This window comes from Schlesneria paludicola DSM 18645, assembly GCF_000255655.1.
In the GTDB taxonomy this organism is placed as follows: Bacteria; Planctomycetota; Planctomycetia; order Planctomycetales; family Planctomycetaceae; genus Schlesneria; species Schlesneria paludicola.
The window spans coordinates 3,191,623-3,210,620 of record NZ_JH636435.1 but is presented as its reverse complement, the minus strand read 5'-3'; the positions used below and the strand labels follow the sequence as shown (position 1 = coordinate 3,210,620).

The 18,998-nt window shown below is 55.4% G+C and carries 20 protein-coding genes and 1 pseudogene; 16 read left to right on the top strand and 5 right to left on the bottom strand.

What is annotated here, in order from left to right:
- Both OSO_RS0131855 and OSO_RS0131850 read left to right on the top strand, forming a co-directional pair.
- On the top strand, positions 1 to 453 hold a 453-nt coding region (locus tag OSO_RS0131855), incomplete at its 5' end, for a transposase (protein WP_010586957.1).
- A 236-nt stretch (positions 454 to 689) separates the two neighbouring features.
- A pseudogene (locus OSO_RS0131850) lies at positions 690 to 1,058 on the top strand (family 16 glycoside hydrolase); the annotation flags it as partial.
- 67 nt (positions 1,059 to 1,125) lie between these two features.
- Here OSO_RS0131850 and OSO_RS0131845 read toward each other — a convergent pair.
- Positions 1,126 to 1,479 carry a hypothetical protein gene (locus tag OSO_RS0131845; protein ID WP_010586955.1) on the bottom strand — a complete coding sequence of 118 codons (354 nt, stop codon included), beginning with the start codon at positions 1,477 to 1,479 and terminating at the stop codon, positions 1,126 to 1,128.
- Positions 1,480 to 1,864: 385 nt separating this feature from the next.
- Between OSO_RS0131845 and OSO_RS0131840 the strand changes: the two genes are divergently transcribed.
- Entirely contained in the window at positions 1,865 to 2,356 is a 492-nt protein-coding gene (locus tag OSO_RS0131840; RefSeq protein ID WP_157605569.1) for a hypothetical protein, read from the top strand.
- Entirely contained in the window at positions 2,353 to 2,622 is a 270-nt protein-coding gene (locus OSO_RS0131835; protein ID WP_010586953.1) for a hypothetical protein, read from the top strand. The genes OSO_RS0131840 and OSO_RS0131835 overlap by 4 nt, the downstream gene beginning before the upstream one ends.
- A 271-nt stretch (positions 2,623 to 2,893) precedes the next feature.
- Here the strand turns inward: OSO_RS0131835 and coaD are convergent, their stop codons facing one another.
- The 4 genes from coaD to OSO_RS0131815 all read right to left on the bottom strand — a co-directional run bounded on the left by coaD (position 2,894) and on the right by OSO_RS0131815 (position 7,293).
- Positions 2,894 to 3,412 carry a pantetheine-phosphate adenylyltransferase gene (gene coaD / locus OSO_RS0131830; RefSeq protein ID WP_010586952.1) on the bottom strand — a complete coding sequence of 173 codons (519 nt, stop codon included), beginning with the start codon at positions 3,410 to 3,412 and terminating at the stop codon, positions 2,894 to 2,896.
- A gap of 81 nt (positions 3,413 to 3,493) precedes the next feature.
- Complete coding sequence (locus tag OSO_RS45955; RefSeq protein WP_157605567.1) at positions 3,494 to 4,966, bottom strand: MATE family efflux transporter; 1,473 nt, start codon at positions 4,964 to 4,966, stop codon at positions 3,494 to 3,496.
- Positions 4,967 to 5,279: 313 nt separating this feature from the next.
- Complete coding sequence (locus OSO_RS0131820; protein WP_010586950.1) at positions 5,280 to 5,777, bottom strand: hypothetical protein; 498 nt, start codon at positions 5,775 to 5,777, stop codon at positions 5,280 to 5,282.
- Positions 5,778 to 5,907: 130 nt separating this feature from the next.
- The gene (locus OSO_RS0131815) at positions 5,908 to 7,293 is read right to left on the bottom strand and encodes a putative porin (RefSeq protein ID WP_010586949.1); all 1,386 of its coding nucleotides are present in this window, start codon (positions 7,291 to 7,293) and stop codon (positions 5,908 to 5,910) included.
- 729 nt (positions 7,294 to 8,022) lie between these two features.
- Between OSO_RS0131815 and OSO_RS45950 the strand changes: the two genes are divergently transcribed.
- From OSO_RS45950 to OSO_RS0131745, 12 genes are all read left to right on the top strand, one after another.
- Positions 8,023 to 8,940 (top strand): urea transporter, encoded by a 918-nt coding sequence (locus OSO_RS45950; RefSeq protein ID WP_010586948.1) that lies wholly within the window; start codon positions 8,023 to 8,025, stop codon positions 8,938 to 8,940.
- A 94-nt stretch (positions 8,941 to 9,034) separates the two neighbouring features.
- Positions 9,035 to 9,778 carry a hypothetical protein gene (locus OSO_RS0131805; RefSeq protein WP_010586947.1) on the top strand — a complete coding sequence of 248 codons (744 nt, stop codon included), beginning with the start codon at positions 9,035 to 9,037 and terminating at the stop codon, positions 9,776 to 9,778.
- 21 nt (positions 9,779 to 9,799) lie between these two features.
- Positions 9,800 to 10,102: an urease subunit gamma gene (locus OSO_RS0131800; protein ID WP_010586946.1), complete on the top strand. Its 303-nt coding sequence runs from the start codon at positions 9,800 to 9,802 to the stop codon at positions 10,100 to 10,102.
- Positions 10,103 to 10,150: 48 nt separating this feature from the next.
- On the top strand, positions 10,151 to 10,573 hold the full coding sequence (ureB, locus tag OSO_RS0131795) for an urease subunit beta (RefSeq protein WP_010586945.1): 423 nt from the start codon (positions 10,151 to 10,153) through the stop codon (positions 10,571 to 10,573).
- Between the two features lie 27 nt (positions 10,574 to 10,600).
- The gene (locus OSO_RS0131790) at positions 10,601 to 12,319 is read left to right on the top strand and encodes an urease subunit alpha (protein ID WP_010586944.1); all 1,719 of its coding nucleotides are present in this window, start codon (positions 10,601 to 10,603) and stop codon (positions 12,317 to 12,319) included.
- Positions 12,320 to 12,456: 137 nt separating this feature from the next.
- Complete coding sequence (gene ureE / locus OSO_RS0131780) at positions 12,457 to 13,029, top strand: urease accessory protein UreE (RefSeq protein ID WP_010586943.1); 573 nt, start codon at positions 12,457 to 12,459, stop codon at positions 13,027 to 13,029.
- 86 nt (positions 13,030 to 13,115) lie between these two features.
- The gene (locus OSO_RS0131775; protein WP_010586942.1) at positions 13,116 to 13,787 is read left to right on the top strand and encodes an urease accessory protein UreF; all 672 of its coding nucleotides are present in this window, start codon (positions 13,116 to 13,118) and stop codon (positions 13,785 to 13,787) included.
- Between the two features lie 26 nt (positions 13,788 to 13,813).
- The gene (gene ureG, locus OSO_RS0131770) at positions 13,814 to 14,452 is read left to right on the top strand and encodes an urease accessory protein UreG (RefSeq protein ID WP_010586941.1); all 639 of its coding nucleotides are present in this window, start codon (positions 13,814 to 13,816) and stop codon (positions 14,450 to 14,452) included.
- A complete protein-coding gene (locus tag OSO_RS0131765; RefSeq protein ID WP_010586940.1) occupies positions 14,449 to 15,363 on the top strand; it encodes an urease accessory protein UreD in 915 nt (304 codons plus the stop codon). Before ureG ends, OSO_RS0131765 begins: the two co-directional genes overlap by 4 nt.
- Positions 15,364 to 15,407: 44 nt before the next feature.
- Entirely contained in the window at positions 15,408 to 16,793 is a 1,386-nt protein-coding gene (locus OSO_RS48860) for a sirohydrochlorin chelatase (RefSeq protein ID WP_010586939.1), read from the top strand.
- A gap of 286 nt (positions 16,794 to 17,079) precedes the next feature.
- Entirely contained in the window at positions 17,080 to 17,955 is an 876-nt protein-coding gene (locus OSO_RS48855; RefSeq protein ID WP_050986224.1) for an AraC family transcriptional regulator, read from the top strand.
- 17 nt (positions 17,956 to 17,972) lie between these two features.
- Positions 17,973 to 18,743, top strand: coding sequence for a class I SAM-dependent methyltransferase (locus OSO_RS0131745; RefSeq protein ID WP_010586936.1), 771 nt, complete (start codon positions 17,973 to 17,975; stop codon positions 18,741 to 18,743).
- The last annotated feature ends 255 nt before the right edge of the window (positions 18,744 to 18,998 follow it).

The following is an 18,998-nucleotide window of genomic DNA, read 5'->3' as shown; positions in this document are numbered from 1 at the left end:
GAGCCCGTTCTGAAACATTCACGTTGGTGCCTGTTGAAACGCCCTGCGAATCTCACTCCAAAGCAAGTCGTGAAGCTGGCGGAACTGATGAAATACAATTTGCGTTCGGTGAGATCGCACTTGTTGAGAGAAGAGTTTCAGCGGTTCTGGGAATACGCTTCGGCAGGTTGGGCTGGGAAGTTTCTCGACGAATGGTGCGCTCGAACGATGCGGTCTCGCCTGGAACCGATGAAGCGGGTCGCTCGCATGCTGCGAAACCATCGCAACCTAATTCTCAACTGGTTCCGAGCGCGGGGAGCGATTTCCGCAGGTGTCGTCGAGGGATTCAACAATAAGGCGAAACTGACTACCAAAAAAGCTTATGGTTTTCGCACCTATGAAGCGATCGAAATCGCTTTGTACCATCAACTTGGAAAGCTGCCAGAACCAGAATTCATCCACAGATTCTGGTGAGGAGGCGAATATTTTTGATGATCCCGTGCTGAATGGACTTGCCAAAAAATGCGAGCGTCTGTGAAGGCGAGTGCGTTTCATTTAAAGCGGTCCACAGTATGCCGAAAAAACGCCGTAATCACACGCACGAATTTAAGCGAGCGGGCCACGTTTGGTGATCGACCGTCTGTTGTTCGCGGCTTGCTGAGGAGGAGCCATGCGGTGAGCAGCGTGAGCGGAATGACGATGGACCAGATTCGGGTATCCTCTTTCGCAATATCAAGAATGAGATGAAAGGCATGCAGATCCTGACTGGCGATTGGGCAACCGGTGAACTCATGGACGAATGGAATGACGATATCCCACGCTTTGGCGAGGGGGACGAGAATTTTCGACAGTTGATCTCGAAGACTGTCAAACGGGGAGATTGGAATAAAATCATGATCACTGCGAACGGTGATCATTTCACGGTTCGTCAGAATGGCGTCATCACGCTTGATGTCGAACACGCGATTGGACCGAAGTCTGGGCGAATCTCGTTCAAATTAGGTGACGACGCGCGGTTCCGTGCCAAAGAAATCGAGATCGCAGAATTGCCAGATGACTCTCAAGATGCCGCTAAATAACCGTCGAACACGTCCACTCACGACCTGTGAGGCGCGCGCATAGATCGAGACTTGAGAAACAAAAAGTTCACTCCGCAGGTTTTTTCTTCACGGCCTTTTTCGGCCACGGCTTTTTGGCTGCTGCCGCTTTCTGGCCTTCGGCAATCTTCTGGCTTGCGTGGTATTCCCCACGGGCCTCAACACGTGATTTCGTGCCAGCAACAAACGAGCGAAGCTGGGAAACGGAATCGAGCTGGACCTTCATTGAGAATTCGATCGTCGCGGGCAGATGGACGTTTTGGTACATCGTCGAATGAATCAGCATGTGTGGCATATTGGCGTCACGCATTTCCGCTGCCACTGACCTTAGCGTTTCGCTCGCGCGCACCAGATCGGCCGCAATTTGCTCAAGCTGCTCGGGAGTGCATTCGTTTCTAGCCATGCGGGAAGCAAAGCGATTCACTCGGAGTAGTTCAAATTGCAATGCTCGAAAATGGTTTCGTTGTTATAAAACGAGTTTGATAACGACATCACTCGCGATGAATCTGACTCTCGCCACAACGAAGCGAGAGCGTTTTAACTCACGCAATACAATTTGATTCGCCTTTCCGACCCCTCGCGGTCGATTCGTTGTGGCAGACAAAGCAATCCGCGAGGGGTTTTTCGTTTTCATGCCGCGAGCCAGAGACCTGGCTTACGCGTGCCTACTGCATCGCGTTTCGTTTGAGCGGGCCAAGCCGTACGCAACCTTTCTGCGCTACCGGTGCGCCCTGACGAAGCCTACGCGTTTTTTGTTTGTTGTCTGCCACATGAAAGAGGCTTTCCCAATGCCATTGCGCCCATCGTCTATTTCCGTTCCCGGTGACTGGGGCAGATTCGCGACAGAGAAGAGCATTTTGAAGCGGCTGGGGCCGGTTTGCGCCGTCCTCGAAATCAAGATGTACAACGAGTTTTCGCCGAAGCGGATTGATTCCGTACCTAGTGACGTCCTCCAAGGTCTGCCATTGGATTTGGCGGTCAAGTTCGCGAGGGAATTGAACCAGTTGCTGTTCACCCATCAGAAAAACAGATGGTCGTGCATGGCGATGAACGCCGCAGTTTTCTTCGTCCGTGACATGCCACCGGCAGACCGTCCAGCCGATCCATCCTGCGTTCCGATCGGTGCCCGTTTGGAATTAACCTACGACGAAGCCTTGGAGATTCAGAACCGCGAGAACTTTGCCCGTGAGCACAAACTGCTACGGCCAGATTTCTGGACGGTAGCCTTGCGGCCACTCATGACGCGTAGCGAGTTGCTGGGAATGGAGGTGGCTCAATGATGACCCTATCGCAATTACCGACCGAGCCAGTCAATTTCGATGTAGAGTTCGCGGCGCTATTGGAGCGTGAATCTAGCGACGGACGGCGCAAGGATGCGAGCGATCTGCCGTCACTGGAGCAGATCGCGGAGGAATGCCGGGCAATTCAGGCCAGTTGGTGTGACGAAGAGCGACGCTTGCGATCACGGGGAGAACTGTACCAAGCGGTCAACGCTGGTCATCATCACGCCAAGAAGCAGGCTGCCATGAAGGGCGGTGCCAGATGAGCAGACTTAACCCACTGGCGTCACTGGCCCCGATGCGAGACACAAGGGATACAGGGCGGACGAGCGACAGGGACTTGCTTCGTCGGCTCGATTCCGACCACGACGCGACAATGGGCGCGGATCGCAAGCAGCATGAGGGATCGGCCTGCAAGCTAAGATGGCGAAGGGTGTCCGTGCCGCAACAGACGGTCAATCGGATTGTCGCGAGGTGGGATGGCAGAGACGGTTCAACCGAGACCTTGAATGTGCCGCACTCGACAAGTGACGCCCGCTATCGGGTTCGTTCGTACTTTTGTAGGAGCGGGCCGACGACTTCTGGAGGCACGAACTCCTTGAGTTTGCTCAATGCGGTGCCTTGCGCCAATTGCGCAATCTGCTTAATCAGCGTGCTTGAGACGTGTGTGTATTTCTCGCTGGCCATCAGGAACAGAGTATCGATTTCCGGATCGAGGGCCCGGTTCGCGAGCGTCATCGTGAATTCGGTTTCGATATCCGTCAGTGTTCGCACGCCTCGCAACAGGACGCGGGCACCGCAGTGTCGGATAAACTCAACCGTCAGCCCTTCAAAACACTCAATTTCGACATTCGTCTGTTTCTGTAACACGTTACGCATCAGTGATAAGCGCTCGTCTGCGGTGAATAGCGGGTTCTTGTCAGGATTGATCCCGATGCCGACGGTCAGCCGATCAAAAATTGCTGCGCCACGCTTGATGATGTCCACATGGCCAAGTGTCAGTGGGTCAAAACTTCCCACGTAGACGGCATGATGCGAACTGAGCGTGGTGGCCATCGTGATGTCTCTCGCGGATGACGAGTACTTTTCAAACCTTAACACCAGGGGACCACTTGCTCGCCGGCCTCGACAAGGACTTCAATCCTGCGAAGCTTGGCAAAATACAGTGGGCGACGATGAGTCGTTGGATGTTGGAGAATCGGGCGTCGATCCCTTCCGATGAATAATCGACATTGTCTTCCAGCGTCCACTAAGAAATCGTCCCAGAAAGGCGAAACCCAGCACGATCACATACAGCGAGCACCATCCCCAGCTTGCCAGCAGGTCTGGCTTGTAGAGCTTCCAAGTCAGATAGGTGGGAATGACCAGAATTCCCCAGGCACACGCGCAGGTGACGACCATGGAAAAGACCGTATCTCCGGCGGCTCGTACCGCCGATCCGAAGATGATGGCCATGGCATCGAAGAACGAATAGAGCGCGACAAACCGCAGCAAAACCACCACAATCTCACGTGTCGCATGGAAGTCCTGGTCGTCGGCATACATGGCGTAAGGGATCAGCAGGACCTGCGGAAAGAAGACGTAGACGAAGCCGCAAGCGAGCATGATTCCACCGCCCAGGATGAATCCCTTCCAGGTGGAACGGGCAGCCAGTTCCGGTCGACCCTCGCCGATCCGTTGTCCCACCAGCGTGGACACGGCAATTCCGACGCCGATGACGGGCGTAAAGGCCAGCGTGTTCAGATTGAAGGCAATATTGGAGGCGGCCAGTTCACCGGGGCCAATCCAGCCAATGATCATGATAAATGCGGTAAACCCTGCGACGTCCAGAAACATCTGCAATCCGCTCGGGCCGCCGAATCGGAACAGGTCCGTCATCAACTCTCGATCGAAGCGGCGATGTGCCCAGAAGCGATAGGGGCCGCGCACCGAGTACCAGTACAGTAAGCCGGCATAACACAGCGTCGCGTAGACGTTGGCCAAATTGGTGGCGATGGCGGCTCCTGCGATCCCCAGTTTGGGGAAGGGGCCTTTTCCAAAAATCAGAGCCCAGTCGAGCCCCGCGTTCACCAGCACAGAGGACGCGTTGACCAGCAGCACCGTCATCGTTTGGCCGCGTCCGCTGAAGAAGCAGCCCAGAGCCGCGGGAAGAATCGCCGACGCACCACCCAGGCAAAGCCAGCGAAAGTAAGTTGCTTCTAGCGGCCAGATTTCTTCCGTGTGACCTACGAATCGAAAGATGTTTGACGACCAGATGGCGGGAATCATCAATAAGACGCCGCAGGCCAGCGAGAAATAAATCCCTTGCCAAACCGATGCGGAAACACGGTCCGGTTTGCGAGCCCCCTCGTATTGGGCGACGAAGGCGTTCATGTAGGAAACCATACCCATCGGCAGGCTCAGGCATGACCAGAACAGAATCCCCGCCGGAAGTGCGGCGGCGACCGATTCCTTGGAGTCCCAGGTTAAAAAGACGCGGTCGACGACATGCATCATCGATTGCGTGCTGGAACTCAAAACCATCGGCAGCGCGACAATCAACAGTTCGGCAAAGCTGCCTGCTCGATGACGCGAAGCTCGTAGATCGTGGGGGAGGGAATCGAGAGACAATATACGAACCTGAGCGAGGCGGCGGGGTCGGGACTGGAGCGAGCGGAAGTATGCAGCGCCACCTCCATACCGTCAATTCGCCATCGTGGGACGCGACGATCGGGGCAGGGCACGACAAATGTCCGTCGGCACAACAACGGAGAAGGCAGACACCTCACAAAATGAAAAGGTTCGCCCTGCGATGGCCGTTTTTACTCAGAATGAGGTCTGTTGAAATATCGCGGGCGCACATTCTTTTCCGTATATCACTGGCGTTTTGCCAACGTATCATTCGAAAACTTCATCCGTCATCCCTTGAGGCGCAAACCGTTGTTTACTGTGTGCGGCCTCGCAATTCGGCGCCACTTCGTGCGGTCAGAAGTTCCACATTTTCTTCGAACAATTTTTGGTTAAATCCCTGCCAAGCGACGATTTCGCGACCTTTCGCCGTGACCAACCAGATTTCATACGCGCCGCCCAAGGCCGGGATCAACATGTCGAAGATCGTGGAAAAGACATACTGCATCGGCCCCAATAGCAGGAGTGTTCCGAATCCCGCTCCCAGTGCGTTGTATTTCGTTTCGATGTACAGCACTGCGGGCAGGTTGCACTTTTGCGGCTTCAGCGGCACGAACCCGAGAAAAAGTTGCGTCCGAAATTTGTCGCCTTCAATCGTCGAGATCCGATACGTGCCCGCCAGCACGATCGGGGTAATGCAGCCAATCAGCTTCACCCACCAGGGAATCGGCAGAAGCAGAAACGGGACCAACACGAACCCGACGACCCAGTACCGAGGCGTCAAATTCGTGACAGGTTTCAGCGTGACTTCCATAAGCGATGGATCCGCAAAGAAAACGAGCGTTATTGGACTTGGCGATAGGACAACGCAGGGGTGTGTCCTTCAGATCACAATAAACATGTCGTCTGACGCACGCCATCCGCACGTCGCAAATCTTCTTGCCTCAAAAGATCAACTGCGCTCCCAGAGTGAACAGTTGAATTCGGTTGCTGCCAATCACATCACGTTCACTCCAGGTTGCCGTCAGGCGTGCGTTCGGGCCATTGACGACGTACTCGGTACCGATATCGAGTCCTTGCGAGTAAAGCCCTGTCGACGCCGCCAGAAAATCCCGGTTGTATCTCTGATACCGAGTGAAAGGTCGCAGGCGGCCGTTGATTGACCCGATCGAGATGATTTGGGGAATCAGATATCCAACATAGACAAACCCGCTGTCTCCTTGCTGACTGCTGGTGGCCAGGTTCTGGTTGTCGTAACGATAAAGGGCACCTTCGAGCGTGAACACGCCATTGTTGTCGAGCTTCTTTTCGAACAGCGCATCCATGCTCAGGCCAGTAAAGTTCGCGGGGTTTGCGGCCGTGCCTAGAGCGTTGTTCTGAGCCTGTACGACGAAGCCGATGGCCAGGATATCTTTCTGCCCGTAGTACGAGCTTTGGTGGTAATAACCCGGTTCCGGGTCGAGAAAGTTGATCGTCACCCGAGCGTCGACCTGGATATTGCCACTCGCATTCGGAGGACTATTCGGTGGATTGGTATAAGGCGACTGCAAGGTGGCTCCGGTCCCATTGAAGGCCCCGACGCTCCATTTGAGCATGCCACCACCCCACTGGCCCCAATACGCGGTACCGAGTTGACGACCTTGAAAGATGGCCGGATAGTTCGAGACGAACGGGAAGTCCCAGCCATTGATATAGAAGGGGCCGTCAATGTTCGAGCGGTCTGAGGGAGGCAGAAATTGCCCTGCCCAGACATGGAAATAGTCGCTGGTTTCGACTTTGACGATCGCGTCCAGAAGGTTAAATGTGCTGGGCAGGTCCAATGATGTGGGGCTGGCCGACTGGGCCAGGCTGACATCGGAGTTTAGTTCGAAGCCCAGCGAGTCAGTGATCTGGCCGCTGGTCAGAAGCCGGGCGTTGTTAACGGTGAAGTAATTTCCGCCGATCCCCGGGGCCGAAGCCGGTTGGGAATTGAACGAAGCCCGCACGGCCGCCCCAACCTTAGCCCATCGATCAGGTGCCCAGGTGTATTTGAAGCCCGAAGGATCGCAACCATCGCAGCAACCGGCGAATTTCGCGCAGGACACGTCGCCCGTCGCTGTTCCCAAGGCGAAGATAGTTGGGACGCGATCCGAGCCGCTGCTCTCGACGCCATCGAGCGGGTCAGAACCGCCGTCGTCCCCGAAGGATTCGTCTTCGTGTTCGTCGAAGGTCGAATCTTCGTCGGTCGATGACGAAACGAGTTTCACCCGCGCGGCTTTTTCAGCACAGGCCTGCTGCAATCCAAACCCACAGAGAATGGTAAAGAGAAGTCCGGCGTGAAGAGGCTTCATTCCGCGCTCCAGCTTCTTCAAGGAAGAGAGAGTGGCGTTTCATGCGAGTAAATTCGGTAGAGAGGCATGACTGAGACATGCGGTCAGATCTTTTCCATCGACCCAGACTTTCCGTGAAATTGAGCACAATCGCTATTATTGTGGGATTGTGCATCGCTCCTGGCCGCAAAGTCCTCCCATATTCCATCCGTAGATCAAATCGACAGGAATTCAATCGGGCTCGCAGTGCGTGTCGACCATCAAGTCTATCCCGCCAAAGAGGCTCTCGATTCTGTGTCTAAGCGGTCTTCATGAAAGAGGTCTCTTTAATGTCACGTGTGTCGTCATCAATACGTTCGTCGTATTGAAGTCAGCGATATATTGTGTTGCTGCACTGAATCTCTCCAAGCCATCGATAAGCCGACGTACAGGGGTGGATCATCGTGTTCACGGAATCGTGACAATGCGCACTGGCGCGCGCGCTGTGTTTGTCTCTTTAGAATGACGTGCCTCGTCAGATGAATTCAATGAATCGAGTGCGGGTCACCCTGTCAGAGGCGTCGGCGTATTTACGGAAATTTCGTATTCTTCTTTCGGACGGAAACAGAATTAGATTGATTGAGTGCGGCAGCCGAGAACAGATCTCCTTGACAATGCGGCGGGTGAGGGATAGCGTGATCACGCAATTGGCTCTGCAACGAGATTTTGGTCGCAAATCACCGTTCAAAATTCTCCCAGCGAGATGCGCTCATGGCTGTCGAGTCTGTATCGATAGAACAAGGTCAGCAATCCAATTCCGTCTTCCAGGACTGGTATGTCCCGCTGACGGGCTTGGGTCAAATCATGTTTCAGGGAAGTCCCCTGACTGGTGCTTTCTTTCTCACCGGAATTGCACTTGTTTCCCCGCTCGTCGCGGCCGGGGCGGTTGCTGGTTCTGTCATCGGAACGGTCACGGCATATGTGCTTGACTATGACCGTGACGAGATACGTAACGGAATCTATGGATTTAACTCGGCATTGGTGGGAATCGCGTTACTTGCTCGCGAGCAGCCGCAACTTCTCACATTCGGGCTGATTCTTGTTGGTTCGATCGTGGCGACTCTATTGACTTATGCGATGAGTCGACGACTTCCTGTCCCCTGTTACACTGCGCCATTCATCGTTACGACATGGGTTGCACTTTATATTGCTCATGAATTCAAAATTCCTGATGTCGTTGCATCGCCGTATGTGCAGGCCGAAAAACTGGACATGGCCGCCGCGGTCGTCCGTGGGATCAGCGAGGTGATGTTTCAGACGAGCGTCTTGACGGGCGTCTTGTTCATCGTCGGCATTCTATTGTGTTCTTGGAGATGTGCCTTCTGGGCCATGATAGGTTCGCTTGTGGGGTTGTTGACCGGACTTTCGCATGAAGCGCCAGAGGCAAATCTTTCACTGGGCATCTATGGATACAACGCCGCACTGGCCGCGATGGGATTGGCCCTCTATCGACGCTCTGTGATGCTACCGATTGTGGGTGCACTCATGTCCGTTCCATTCACGGAAAAAATCCCGCTCCTCGGTTTGCCAACCCTGACATCTCCGTTTGTTCTTGCAAGCTGGATCGTGATTGCCATGGATCGACTCGATGTGCGACTTTTCGGAACGCAACAAAACCCGAGCAATTGATCAATTCGTAGACGCTTGCCTCCATCTGGGAAACTCGGGAGCCGATACTCGAGTTGGAAGTCAAACTATTCACCAAAAATATACATGAGGAATTGTGGATCAGAATCTCGTCATGCTTTGTGGAGCAGCCGTGGCGATTGCCTTGACGCACACGTTGTGCGGGCCGGATCACTATGTTCCGTTTGTGGCGATGTCACGAGCCGGTAAGTGGTCACTTCGGCGGACCGTGATTGTGACACTTCTTTCCGGGCTCGGGCATGTGGGCAGTTCGGTCGCGCTGGGATGCATTGGAATCGCTGCAGGTGAACTGCTAACGCGGCTCGAGTTCATCGAACAGGCACGAGGACGGATCGTTGGTTGGATGCTGATCCTGTTTGGATTTGCCTACCTGTTGTGGGGCATCATTTATTGGCGACGAAATCAGCCGCACATGCACATTCATGGCGGTGCTCATCACTCACATCACCATTCCCTCCTCGACGTGGCGCATCATGATCAACCGCATACCTCTGCAATACAGGCTGCGGAAAGTTCGGCAAGCGAGCCACCTGTGGCGGTTCGTCTGACGCCCTGGGTGCTGTTTACGATTTTTGTGTTTGGGCCATGTGAACCGCTCATCCCACTATTGATGTACCCGGCGGCTCAATCTTCGCTGTCAGGTGTGTTGCTGGTGACAATTCTGTTTTCCGTAACGACAATTGCGACGATGCTGACTGTTGTTCTGTGCCTGTTGCAGGGAACAAAAAAGATGCACTTCACTGGACTTCATTCGTACAGCCATGCCTTGGCGGGGATGATTGTCATGCTGTGCGGATTGGCAATCAATTTCGGTCTATGAGACTGTGTTGGAGGAATCGAGATGCATTTAACCCCCCGAGAGATGGAGAAGATCCTCATCTATTCGCTCGCGGATATCGCTCTGAAGCGAAAAGCCAAAGGCTTGAAACTGAACCATCCCGAGTCGATGGCGGTGATCTGCGCGGCGGCGATGGATGGTGCCCGCGAAGGGAAAACTCTCGAAGAAGTCATGACGTCCGCCGCTCAGGTCTTGACGCGCGACGACGTCATGGAGGGTGTGGCCGACATGATTCAATACGTGCAATTGGAGGCGGTCTTCACGGATGGCAGTCGCTTAATCACCGTTCACAACCCGGTGAAATGATTGTTTCGTGCGTACGAACACTCCAAGGTTCACTTACGGAGACGCAGCATGGCCAAGCATGACAAAGAGCCGAAAGAGACCGCCCCGGTGGGCGGCCTGGTTCTCGGAAAAGGTGAGATTGAAATCAACGCCGGTCGACCGACGGTGACCTTGAAAGTTCGGAACACGGGTGATCGTCCGATTCAGGTGGGATCGCACTATCACTTTTTCGAAGTCAATCGCGCCCTGGAATTCGATCGCGCCGCCGCCTTCGGGATGCGGATGGACGTTCCCGCCACGACGGGACTTCGATTCGAACCAGGGGATGAGAAAGAAGTCACGCTGATCCCCATGGGCGGAAAACAGCGCATTTACGGCTTCGCCAATCTCGTCGACGGATGGACGGGTGGGGCTGAGTCCAATTACCGACCGAACTATGGAGAATCGGTCAAGCGCGCTCATGACCTTGGGTTCAAATCGAAGAAGAAGTAGTCACCGTCGATCACGGGAGCCAAAACGATGTCCAAGATGACTCGGAAGCAATACGCGGATTTGTTTGGTCCAACCAAGGGCGACAAGATCCGACTCGCGGATAGCGATCTTTATATCGAAATCGAAAAAGATCTTCGCAACTATGGCGATGAGGCCGTTTATGGTGGCGGCAAGACGCTTCGCGACGGGATGGGGATCGACAATACGGTGACCAGCGCTGCCGGGGCGCTGGATCTCGTCATCACCAATGCGACGATCTTGGATCCGTTGCTGGGCGTGATCAAGGCCGACGTGGGGATTAAGGATGGCCGCATCGTTGGAGTCGGCAAGGCCGGCAATCCCAACACGATGGAAGGGGTGACGCCCGGTCTGGCGGTGGGGCCCGCCACCGATGCGATCAGTGCCGAGCATCTGATCCTGACGCCAGGTGGCATTGATAGCCACATTCACATGATCTGTCCGCAGCAGGTTTATACGGCTCTCAGTAACGGCATCACGACGTTCTGGGGCGGGGGCATCGGGCCGACGGACGGTACTGCAGGAACGACCATCACCTCGGGGCCGTGGAATCTGGAGATGATGTTCCGCGCCATCGAAGGGCTTCCGGTCAATTTTGGTTTGCTTGGCAAAGGAAATTCATCGGGACGCGGTCCGCTCATCGAACAAGTTCTGGGCGGAGCGACCGGTTTCAAGGTCCACGAAGATTGGGGTTCGACCCCTTCGGCGATTCGCCGGGCGCTCGAAGTGGCGGAAGAGTACGATGTCCAGGTTTCGATTCACACCGACACGCTGAACGAATCGGGATATGTCGAAGATACGATTGCCGCCATCGATGGGCGAACCATTCACACGTTCCATACCGAAGGGGCCGGCGGTGGCCACGCTCCCGACATCATCAAGATTGCGGGCGAACCGAACGTGTTGCCCAGTTCGACCAATCCGACACTTCCGTATGGAATCAATTCGGTCGCCGAGCTGTTCGATATGATCATGGTGTGTCACAACCTCAACCCGAAAATCCCGTCCGACGTCGCCTTCTCGGAAAGTCGCGTTCGGGCCGAGACGATCGCCGCCGAAAGCGTGCTCCATGACATGGGCATACTTTCCATGATCACGAGTGATTCGCAGGCGATGGGACGCGTCGGCGAGAACTGGCTGCGTGCCATTCAGACGGCCGACTCGATGAAAAAGGCCCGTGGCAAGCTTCCCGAGGATACGCCTGGCAACGACAACTTTCGCGTTCTTCGTTTCATCTCAAAAGTCACGATTAACCCTGCCGTTGCACAGGGGGTCTCACACGTGATCGGTTCGATCGCCCCTGGTAAACTGGCCGATCTGGTGCTCTGGGAGCCGGCCTTCTTCGCCGCGAAGCCCAAGATGATCATCAAAGGGGGGTTGATCAACTGGGCGAATATGGGCGATCCGAATGCTTCGTTGCCGACTCCGCAGCCGACTTATTATCGCCCGATGTTCGGCGCTTTCGGTTCGGCGCTGTCAAAAACGTGCGTGACGTTTGTGTCTCAGGCCGCTCACGATCTGGATATCAAGAAGAAGTATGATCTTCAGCGCCTCGTGATGCCGGTCAAGGGGACGCGAACCGCCACAAAGCGTGACATGGTTCGAAACTCGACACTGGCGGATATTCAGGTGAACTCGCAGACGTTTGCTGTGACGGTCGATGGAGTTCATGCGACCGCCCCCGCACCCAAAAACATTGCAATTAATCAGCTGTACTTTTTCAGTTAATCCATAGTCGTGGCGGCCAGATCATTGACCTGCGATTCGAGATAAATCAGACGTTGTCCGACGTCCATTGACGTTGGCGATGCTTGATGGCTGCGACTGGCGAAATGACGATCATCCGCATCTGAGTGGAGAACATTGTGATCATCGTAGACAACGTCCTCGGAAATCTCCGAGACGACAATTGGAAAAGTCTGCTTCAGGGAGCCACGTTCGATTATCTCGATCTCGACCAGTGGCAGGCGCAAAAGAATCGCTTTCGCGCGGAAACTGCGCAGGGGATCGAACTGGCTCTATCGCTTGAGCGTAACAGCCGACTGCAAGACGGCGATCTCTTGCTCTGGGACGAGACGAATCGCAAGGCCACCGTCGCGCGGATCGCATTACAAGATGTGCTGGTGATTGAGTTGTCCAAGGTCATTGATCAGCGGGAACCGGCGAATTGGCAGACATGCTTTGAACTGGGACACGCGTTGGGCAATCAGCATTGGCCCGCTGTTGTCAAAGGGACGAAAGTCTATGTTCCGCTCACCGTCGCGAAACAGGTGATGGCCTCCGTGATGAAAACGCATGCCTTCTCTGGTATCACATACGAGTTCGTTCCGGGGACGGAAGTCATTCCCTACCTGGCACCGCATGAAGCGCGTCGACTGTTCGGTGGCGCTAACTCGACGCCGCATACGCATATCCTGCAATATGCGAACGCTCAGTAACCACTGTGAGTCGAAATTCGTAAACGCAATCTGACAAACGTCATCTGATCGGAGCGTCTTTTTCCGTGCCGAGCATTTCTGAGCTCATGCGAGCCCTGCAGTTCGGCGATTCCATGTTGCCGGTCGGCTCATTTTCCTTTTCCAGCGGGCTGGAATCGGCCGTGCAGGAACGCATTGTCCATGATCGAGAGACTCTGCGGCAGTTTGTGCTGACTGCCGCCGAACAGGCCGCAACCGGAGACGGCGTGGCGGTCTTAGAGACGCACCGTGCCGCGCGCGCCAACGATTTTGGTCGGATCGTGGTCGCCGATCATGCGGTCTTCAGTCGCAAGCTGAGCGAAGAGATGCGCACCATGACGATTCGCATGGGACGTAAACTGGCGGAGATGGCCGTGCAGACATTGCCCTCGGTCCCGCTTGTCAGTGATTGGCTGGCGGCGATCAAGCAGGGAGCCGTTCCCGGATGTTATCCGATCGGACAGGCGATCGTCTTTGCGTCACTTGATCTCTCTGAACAGGATGTGTTTGCCGTCCATCAGTATGGGGTGGCGTCGACAATTCTGGGAGCGGCACTGCGACTGATGAAGGTCAGCCATCTCGATACGCAGGCGCTGCTGTTTGAGGTCAACGAGGCGGCGGGAGCGGCCTACCAGCGCGTGGCCAATCTGCAGCTCGATGACATGTCCACGTTCGCGCCGGTGCTCGACATTCTGGCGGCGATCCATGTCAAATCGAAAGTTCGAATGTTCATGAATTGACAGACCGCAATTGAGGAAACTGGCAAATGAAGAAAATCTCGCGGGTTGGCGTGGGTGGCCCCGTCGGTTCCGGAAAAACGGCGCTCATCGAAGCGATCACGCCGATGTTGATCAAAATGGGCGTCCGGATTCTCGTCATCACCAATGACGTGGTCACGACGGAAGATGCCAAACACGTTCAGCGCACGCTGAAGGGGGTGCTGATTGAAGAACGCATCATCGGCGTGGAAACGGGGGCCTGTCCGCATACCGCCGTCCGCGAAGACCCCAGCATGAATCTGGCCGCGGTCGAAGATATGGAATCGCGGTTTCCGGAGACCGATTTGGTTCTGATTGAATCGGGCGGCGACAATCTGACGCTGACATTCAGCCCAGCCCTGGTCGACTTTTTCATCTATGTGATCGACGTGGCTGCCGGTGACAAGATCCCCCGCAAGAATGGACCCGGCATTACACAGTCGGACATCCTCGTGATCAACAAGACCGACCTGGCACCGTACGTCGGAGCCAGTCTTGAAGTCATGGAGCGTGATTCGTTGATGATGCGGGGTAAGAAACCGTTCTTGTTCACGAACTGCAAGACCAACGAGGGGATTCCCGAACTGGTCAACTTGATCCGCGAAAATATCCTGTTTGACCTCGATCTTTCGGCCGCCAGCAAATGAAACCGTTGCATCTGATTCCAGAGCTGGCTCCCTATCAGGATGAACCCAAGCAGTTGCCAACGGGTTCGCCCGGCAAAGTCGCAGAGTTGCGAATGGGCTTCGAGCGGCGTGGTGATCGCACCATTCTGGCCGATCTCTATCGCCGGGCGCCGCTCATCGTCCATCGCGCGATTTACTGGGATGAGGAGATGCCGGAGATGCCCTGCGTCTTCATCATCACCAATTCCGGGGGGATCCTTCAGGGAGATCGCAATTCCATCGCGATCACGCTAAGTGCCGGCGCTCGGGCGCATGTCACCACCCAGTCGGCCACAAAAGTCCACGAGATGGATGCGAACTTCGCGACGCAGATCCAAGAGATTGTCCTTCATGAAGACTCGTATCTGGAGTATCTCTCAGACCCGTTGATCCCCCATAAGCACACCCGATTCTTGAGTCAGACGCGCGTCGTCATCGATCCCAGCGCGACCTTGCTGTACTCGGAAATCTTGATGGCAGGTCGTAAGTATTACGGGGATGGCGAACTCTATCTGTTCGACATGCTCTCGTCGACGGTCAAGGGTGTTCGCCCCGATCAGTCAACGCTGTTCGCCGAGAAGTTCGTGATCCAGCCTTACGAAAAGTCGGTGCGACAGGTCGGGGTCATGGGAGACTACGACGTATTCGGCAACGTGATTCTGCTTACCCCCAAACACCATGCAGACCAGATTTTTGAGCAGATTCCCGCGGTGTTCAATCCCGATGAAGGGTGGGCAGCAGGGGCAAGCCGACTGCCGAACGATGCCGGACTGATCTACAAGATTGTCGGAATGGAATCGCATGTGGTACGTTCCAAGGTTCGCGAGTTCTGGTCCGTCGTGCGTCCTCAGGTCGTCGGCGCGCCCGTTCCACCAGAATTTGCCTGGCGTTAACGGACTGCTGAAATCGTCGTCATCGACGAGTGGATAGACTGCAAATGCGAATACCAACCGGCACGTTACTGGTCGCGCGTGACGTCGGTGCCGCCTGGGGCAGGCAACACGTTGAAGAGTTGGCTCAAGGTCTGGAGTCACGCCTTCACCAACCGGTGGCCGCTTGCCTGCCGGACATCGACGAAATACCGCTGCTGGAACGTATTCAATCTCTGGTCGAACCGACAACACGTCGGCTGGTCATTGTCCCGTGCGGCCTTCTTCCGGTTCCTGAACGTGGTTTCATTGCCCGATCAATCACGGCCGCGCAGCGAAAGTGGCCATCCCTAACAGTGCACGTCGCGGTGCCTTTGACCTGGATCGAATGGAGCGGCTGGTTGCGGCTGATCAGCCTTGATGCGATCCACGAACTTGCCGTTCCACCCGCGGACACAGGGGTTCTCGTCGTCGGGCAGATTGACTCCGATCCGATGGTGAACGCCAATCTGGCGCGGCTGGCACACTTGATCTACGAATCGAGTCCCTTGGCCACCGTGACTTACGCCTTTCTCGGTGGTGGGCAACCCGGTGTTTCTGATGCGATTCGGACGTTGGCCCGTCAGGGCCTGCGAAATCTGATCGTGATTCCGTGGCTCGTGTCCGACAACGTCAGCCTGGCCAAGCTTCAGGCGGAATTGGCTCAGGTCACGAAGACCTGCAACCTGCCTGCACAGCTCGTGCAACCGACGCTGGCGCATCCGGCTCTGGTCAATTTGCTCGTCGCGAATTGTTATGCCGCATTAACGTATGGTGGAGAAGACCAGCTGATCGATACCACGGCGAAACCCAACTCCGACGATCAGCCGTCCGAAGGTTCTTCGACGAGCGACCAATTGGCGGAAGATGCCTTTGAGCTTCAGGAGTTAGAAGCACGAATCAACGCGTTGCTGCCGTCGGAGTATCAGGGGCGTTATGAAGATGTTTCTTCGCAGTCCATGGGGACTGCCGGGCTGAAATATGACACCGATGGAAACGTCGCTTGGGACGAAATCTGGACCAGTTTTTGTGATCTGGCCCTGGCAGGCGGTCCGCCGCATCGCGGTCGGTTGCTCGAGGCCGTCTCGGCAGAAGACGTGAAAAAAGAGCCTGAACAATATCAGGCGGTCGTGACCGAGATTGGGCGTGGTATTCAAATGGTCACGGGCCTGCCCATTGTCGCCAGCGCGTCACTGGGGTGGATCGGAGTTCGCTGCGAGAATGAAGAGATGGCCGTCTGGCTGATGCGGGCGATCATCGTCGAAAACATCATGGTTCGCCGCGAAGGGAACGTCCTTTACTTACCGGCCGGTCCTCAATTTACGGTCAAACGCGAGATCAAGAACGTCATTACGGCCGTTGCAAAAACGGTTCACTATTGGACGGCACATCTCAATGCGCGACGCCAATCGTGAATGAGTCTTGTCGCCGCGAAGAAGCGACCGTTCGCCTCGGCTCTCTCGCTCAATCTGCCGATGGACGACATGATTCGCGATTTCAACGTTGGGATTCACGTAAGGTTCGTCGCGGGGCGTGAACCCGTTCGCCGTTCCAACACTCTTGAAAGAGATGGGGACTTCTCGTGTCTTGTCTGTGCAAAAAAATAGAGACCGGATGGTATTGCGTTGACGGATCGCGGGGCCCGACTCACCATTCGAAAAGCGGCGGTGGCAATCGGATTGAAAATGGTTGGAAATGTCCATGAAGAAAACGCAACAAAAGTACAACGTCTTCTGGACGTCGTGCATGGCCGATGTCGAGGCCTGGTCGTCGGAATGGCGGCACGCCCCGCAGCCTCGACATTCCCACGACTTTTTCCAGATCTCGCTGACTCGAAGTGGAACTGGTCAGGTCCGTCGTACCGGTCAGATGGCCACGTGCCCCGTTAATCATTTCGTCGCCTTTCATCCCGACGAAGTTCACGAGCTTCAACCGGATGGCAATGACGTTTGGGTGTTCGACACGTTGTATCTTCCAGTGAATCGCGTGGCCGAAGTGGTCGAAGGACTCACTGGATCAAGTCCTCGGCAGCAGCTTTCTCCGATGCCGTTTCATGACGCGGAACTTAAGGCCCGTTTTCGTCAGCTTCATCACGCTGTTGTGCACGGCGATGAACGACTTGCTCAAGACGATCGACTGTTGAACTTTCTTAAACGGCTTGCGTTACACCAGAGCCGACTGTCGGATTTGCCCCGTTTGCGGTCACATACGAAGGGGATCGAGCGGGTTCGTGACTATCTCGAATCGCGAATTGAGCAGAGTGTATCGCTGTCGGATCTCGCTGCCATCGCGGGGATTGGCTCGTTTCATCTGACGCGTCTGTTTCGTGAGCGATACGGTTTGCCTCCACACGCGTACCACATTCAGGCCCGCGTTCGGCATGCGCGTCAGATGTTGAAAGTGGGAGTTCCCGTGGTGGATGTGGCCGCTCGGGCCGGGTTTGCGGACCAGTCGCATTTGACCCGCCTGTTCAAGAAGCTGGTCGGCGTCACACCCGGAGATTTTCGCCTCAGGTCAAGATCGTTCAAGACGGATGACGCGGTCGACGCTCTAATGGCCCGCGACCAGTTCCACTGAAACGACGGAGACCAACGATGGATGCAGAACGACAACGGCAAATGATTCTCGATCAATTCACGCGGCAGGCGATCCCCTTCACGGAATTGCCCGCACATTCCGAAGAGGCTTCGAATCGGCTGGTCATCGAGACCGCCGGCATCACTCCCAACGATACGGTTTTGGATGTGGCCTGCGGACCGGGGCTGATCACCTGCGAGATCGCTGCGATCGCACGGCGTGTGACCGGAATCGATCTCACTCCGGCCATGATCGAGCAAGCGGAAAAGCGGCAATCCTCGAAGGGGTTGGCGAACATGGATTGGCGCATCGGTGACGTGACGGTTCTTCCATTTGACGACGCTTCGTTTTCGTCGGTCGTCACCCGTTACTCGTTCCATCATTTACTCGATCCGAAGGCGGTGCTGGCGGAAATGGTGCGAGTGTGCCAACCGGGCGGCAAGGTGACGGTTGTGGATATGTTCACGTCATCACCCGAACAGGCCGACGCACTCAATCAGGTTGAACGACTTCGAGATCCGTCGCACGTGCGGGCCTTGGGGGCGGACGAACTTGTCCAGCTCTTTGAAGATGCGGGACTGAAAAACGTCCGTACCGAGTACTACAAGGTGGAAATGCAGGTTGAAAAAATCCTGGCCGTGTCGTTCCCGAACCCGGGAGATGGTGACAAGGTTCGCCAACTGTTCCGAGACGATGTTGGAGTCAATCGGATCGGCATGGGAGCCATGCTCAAAGATGGAGCTGTTTACTACGCCTATCCAATTGTGATCGTCGTTGGCGACAAGTGAACGTCATCGAGCAAGAACACCTCTTCGCCTCTTCGCCTCGCCGCCTCGCCGCCTTGCCGTTGAGCCGCAACTCCGCTTCGTTGAACACGGAGCCAGCGGCGACGGCGGTTTTCTCATGGGCTGTTCAGCGGTCAACTCCGTGGATGTGTTGCGCACAGTCCGTGTGAAATGCCTCGGTACTCGATGAGCTGCGGTCCAACGAAATTCATGCCGATGAATCTTTCTGCCTGAATTCCACGTGAATTCACGCGATCT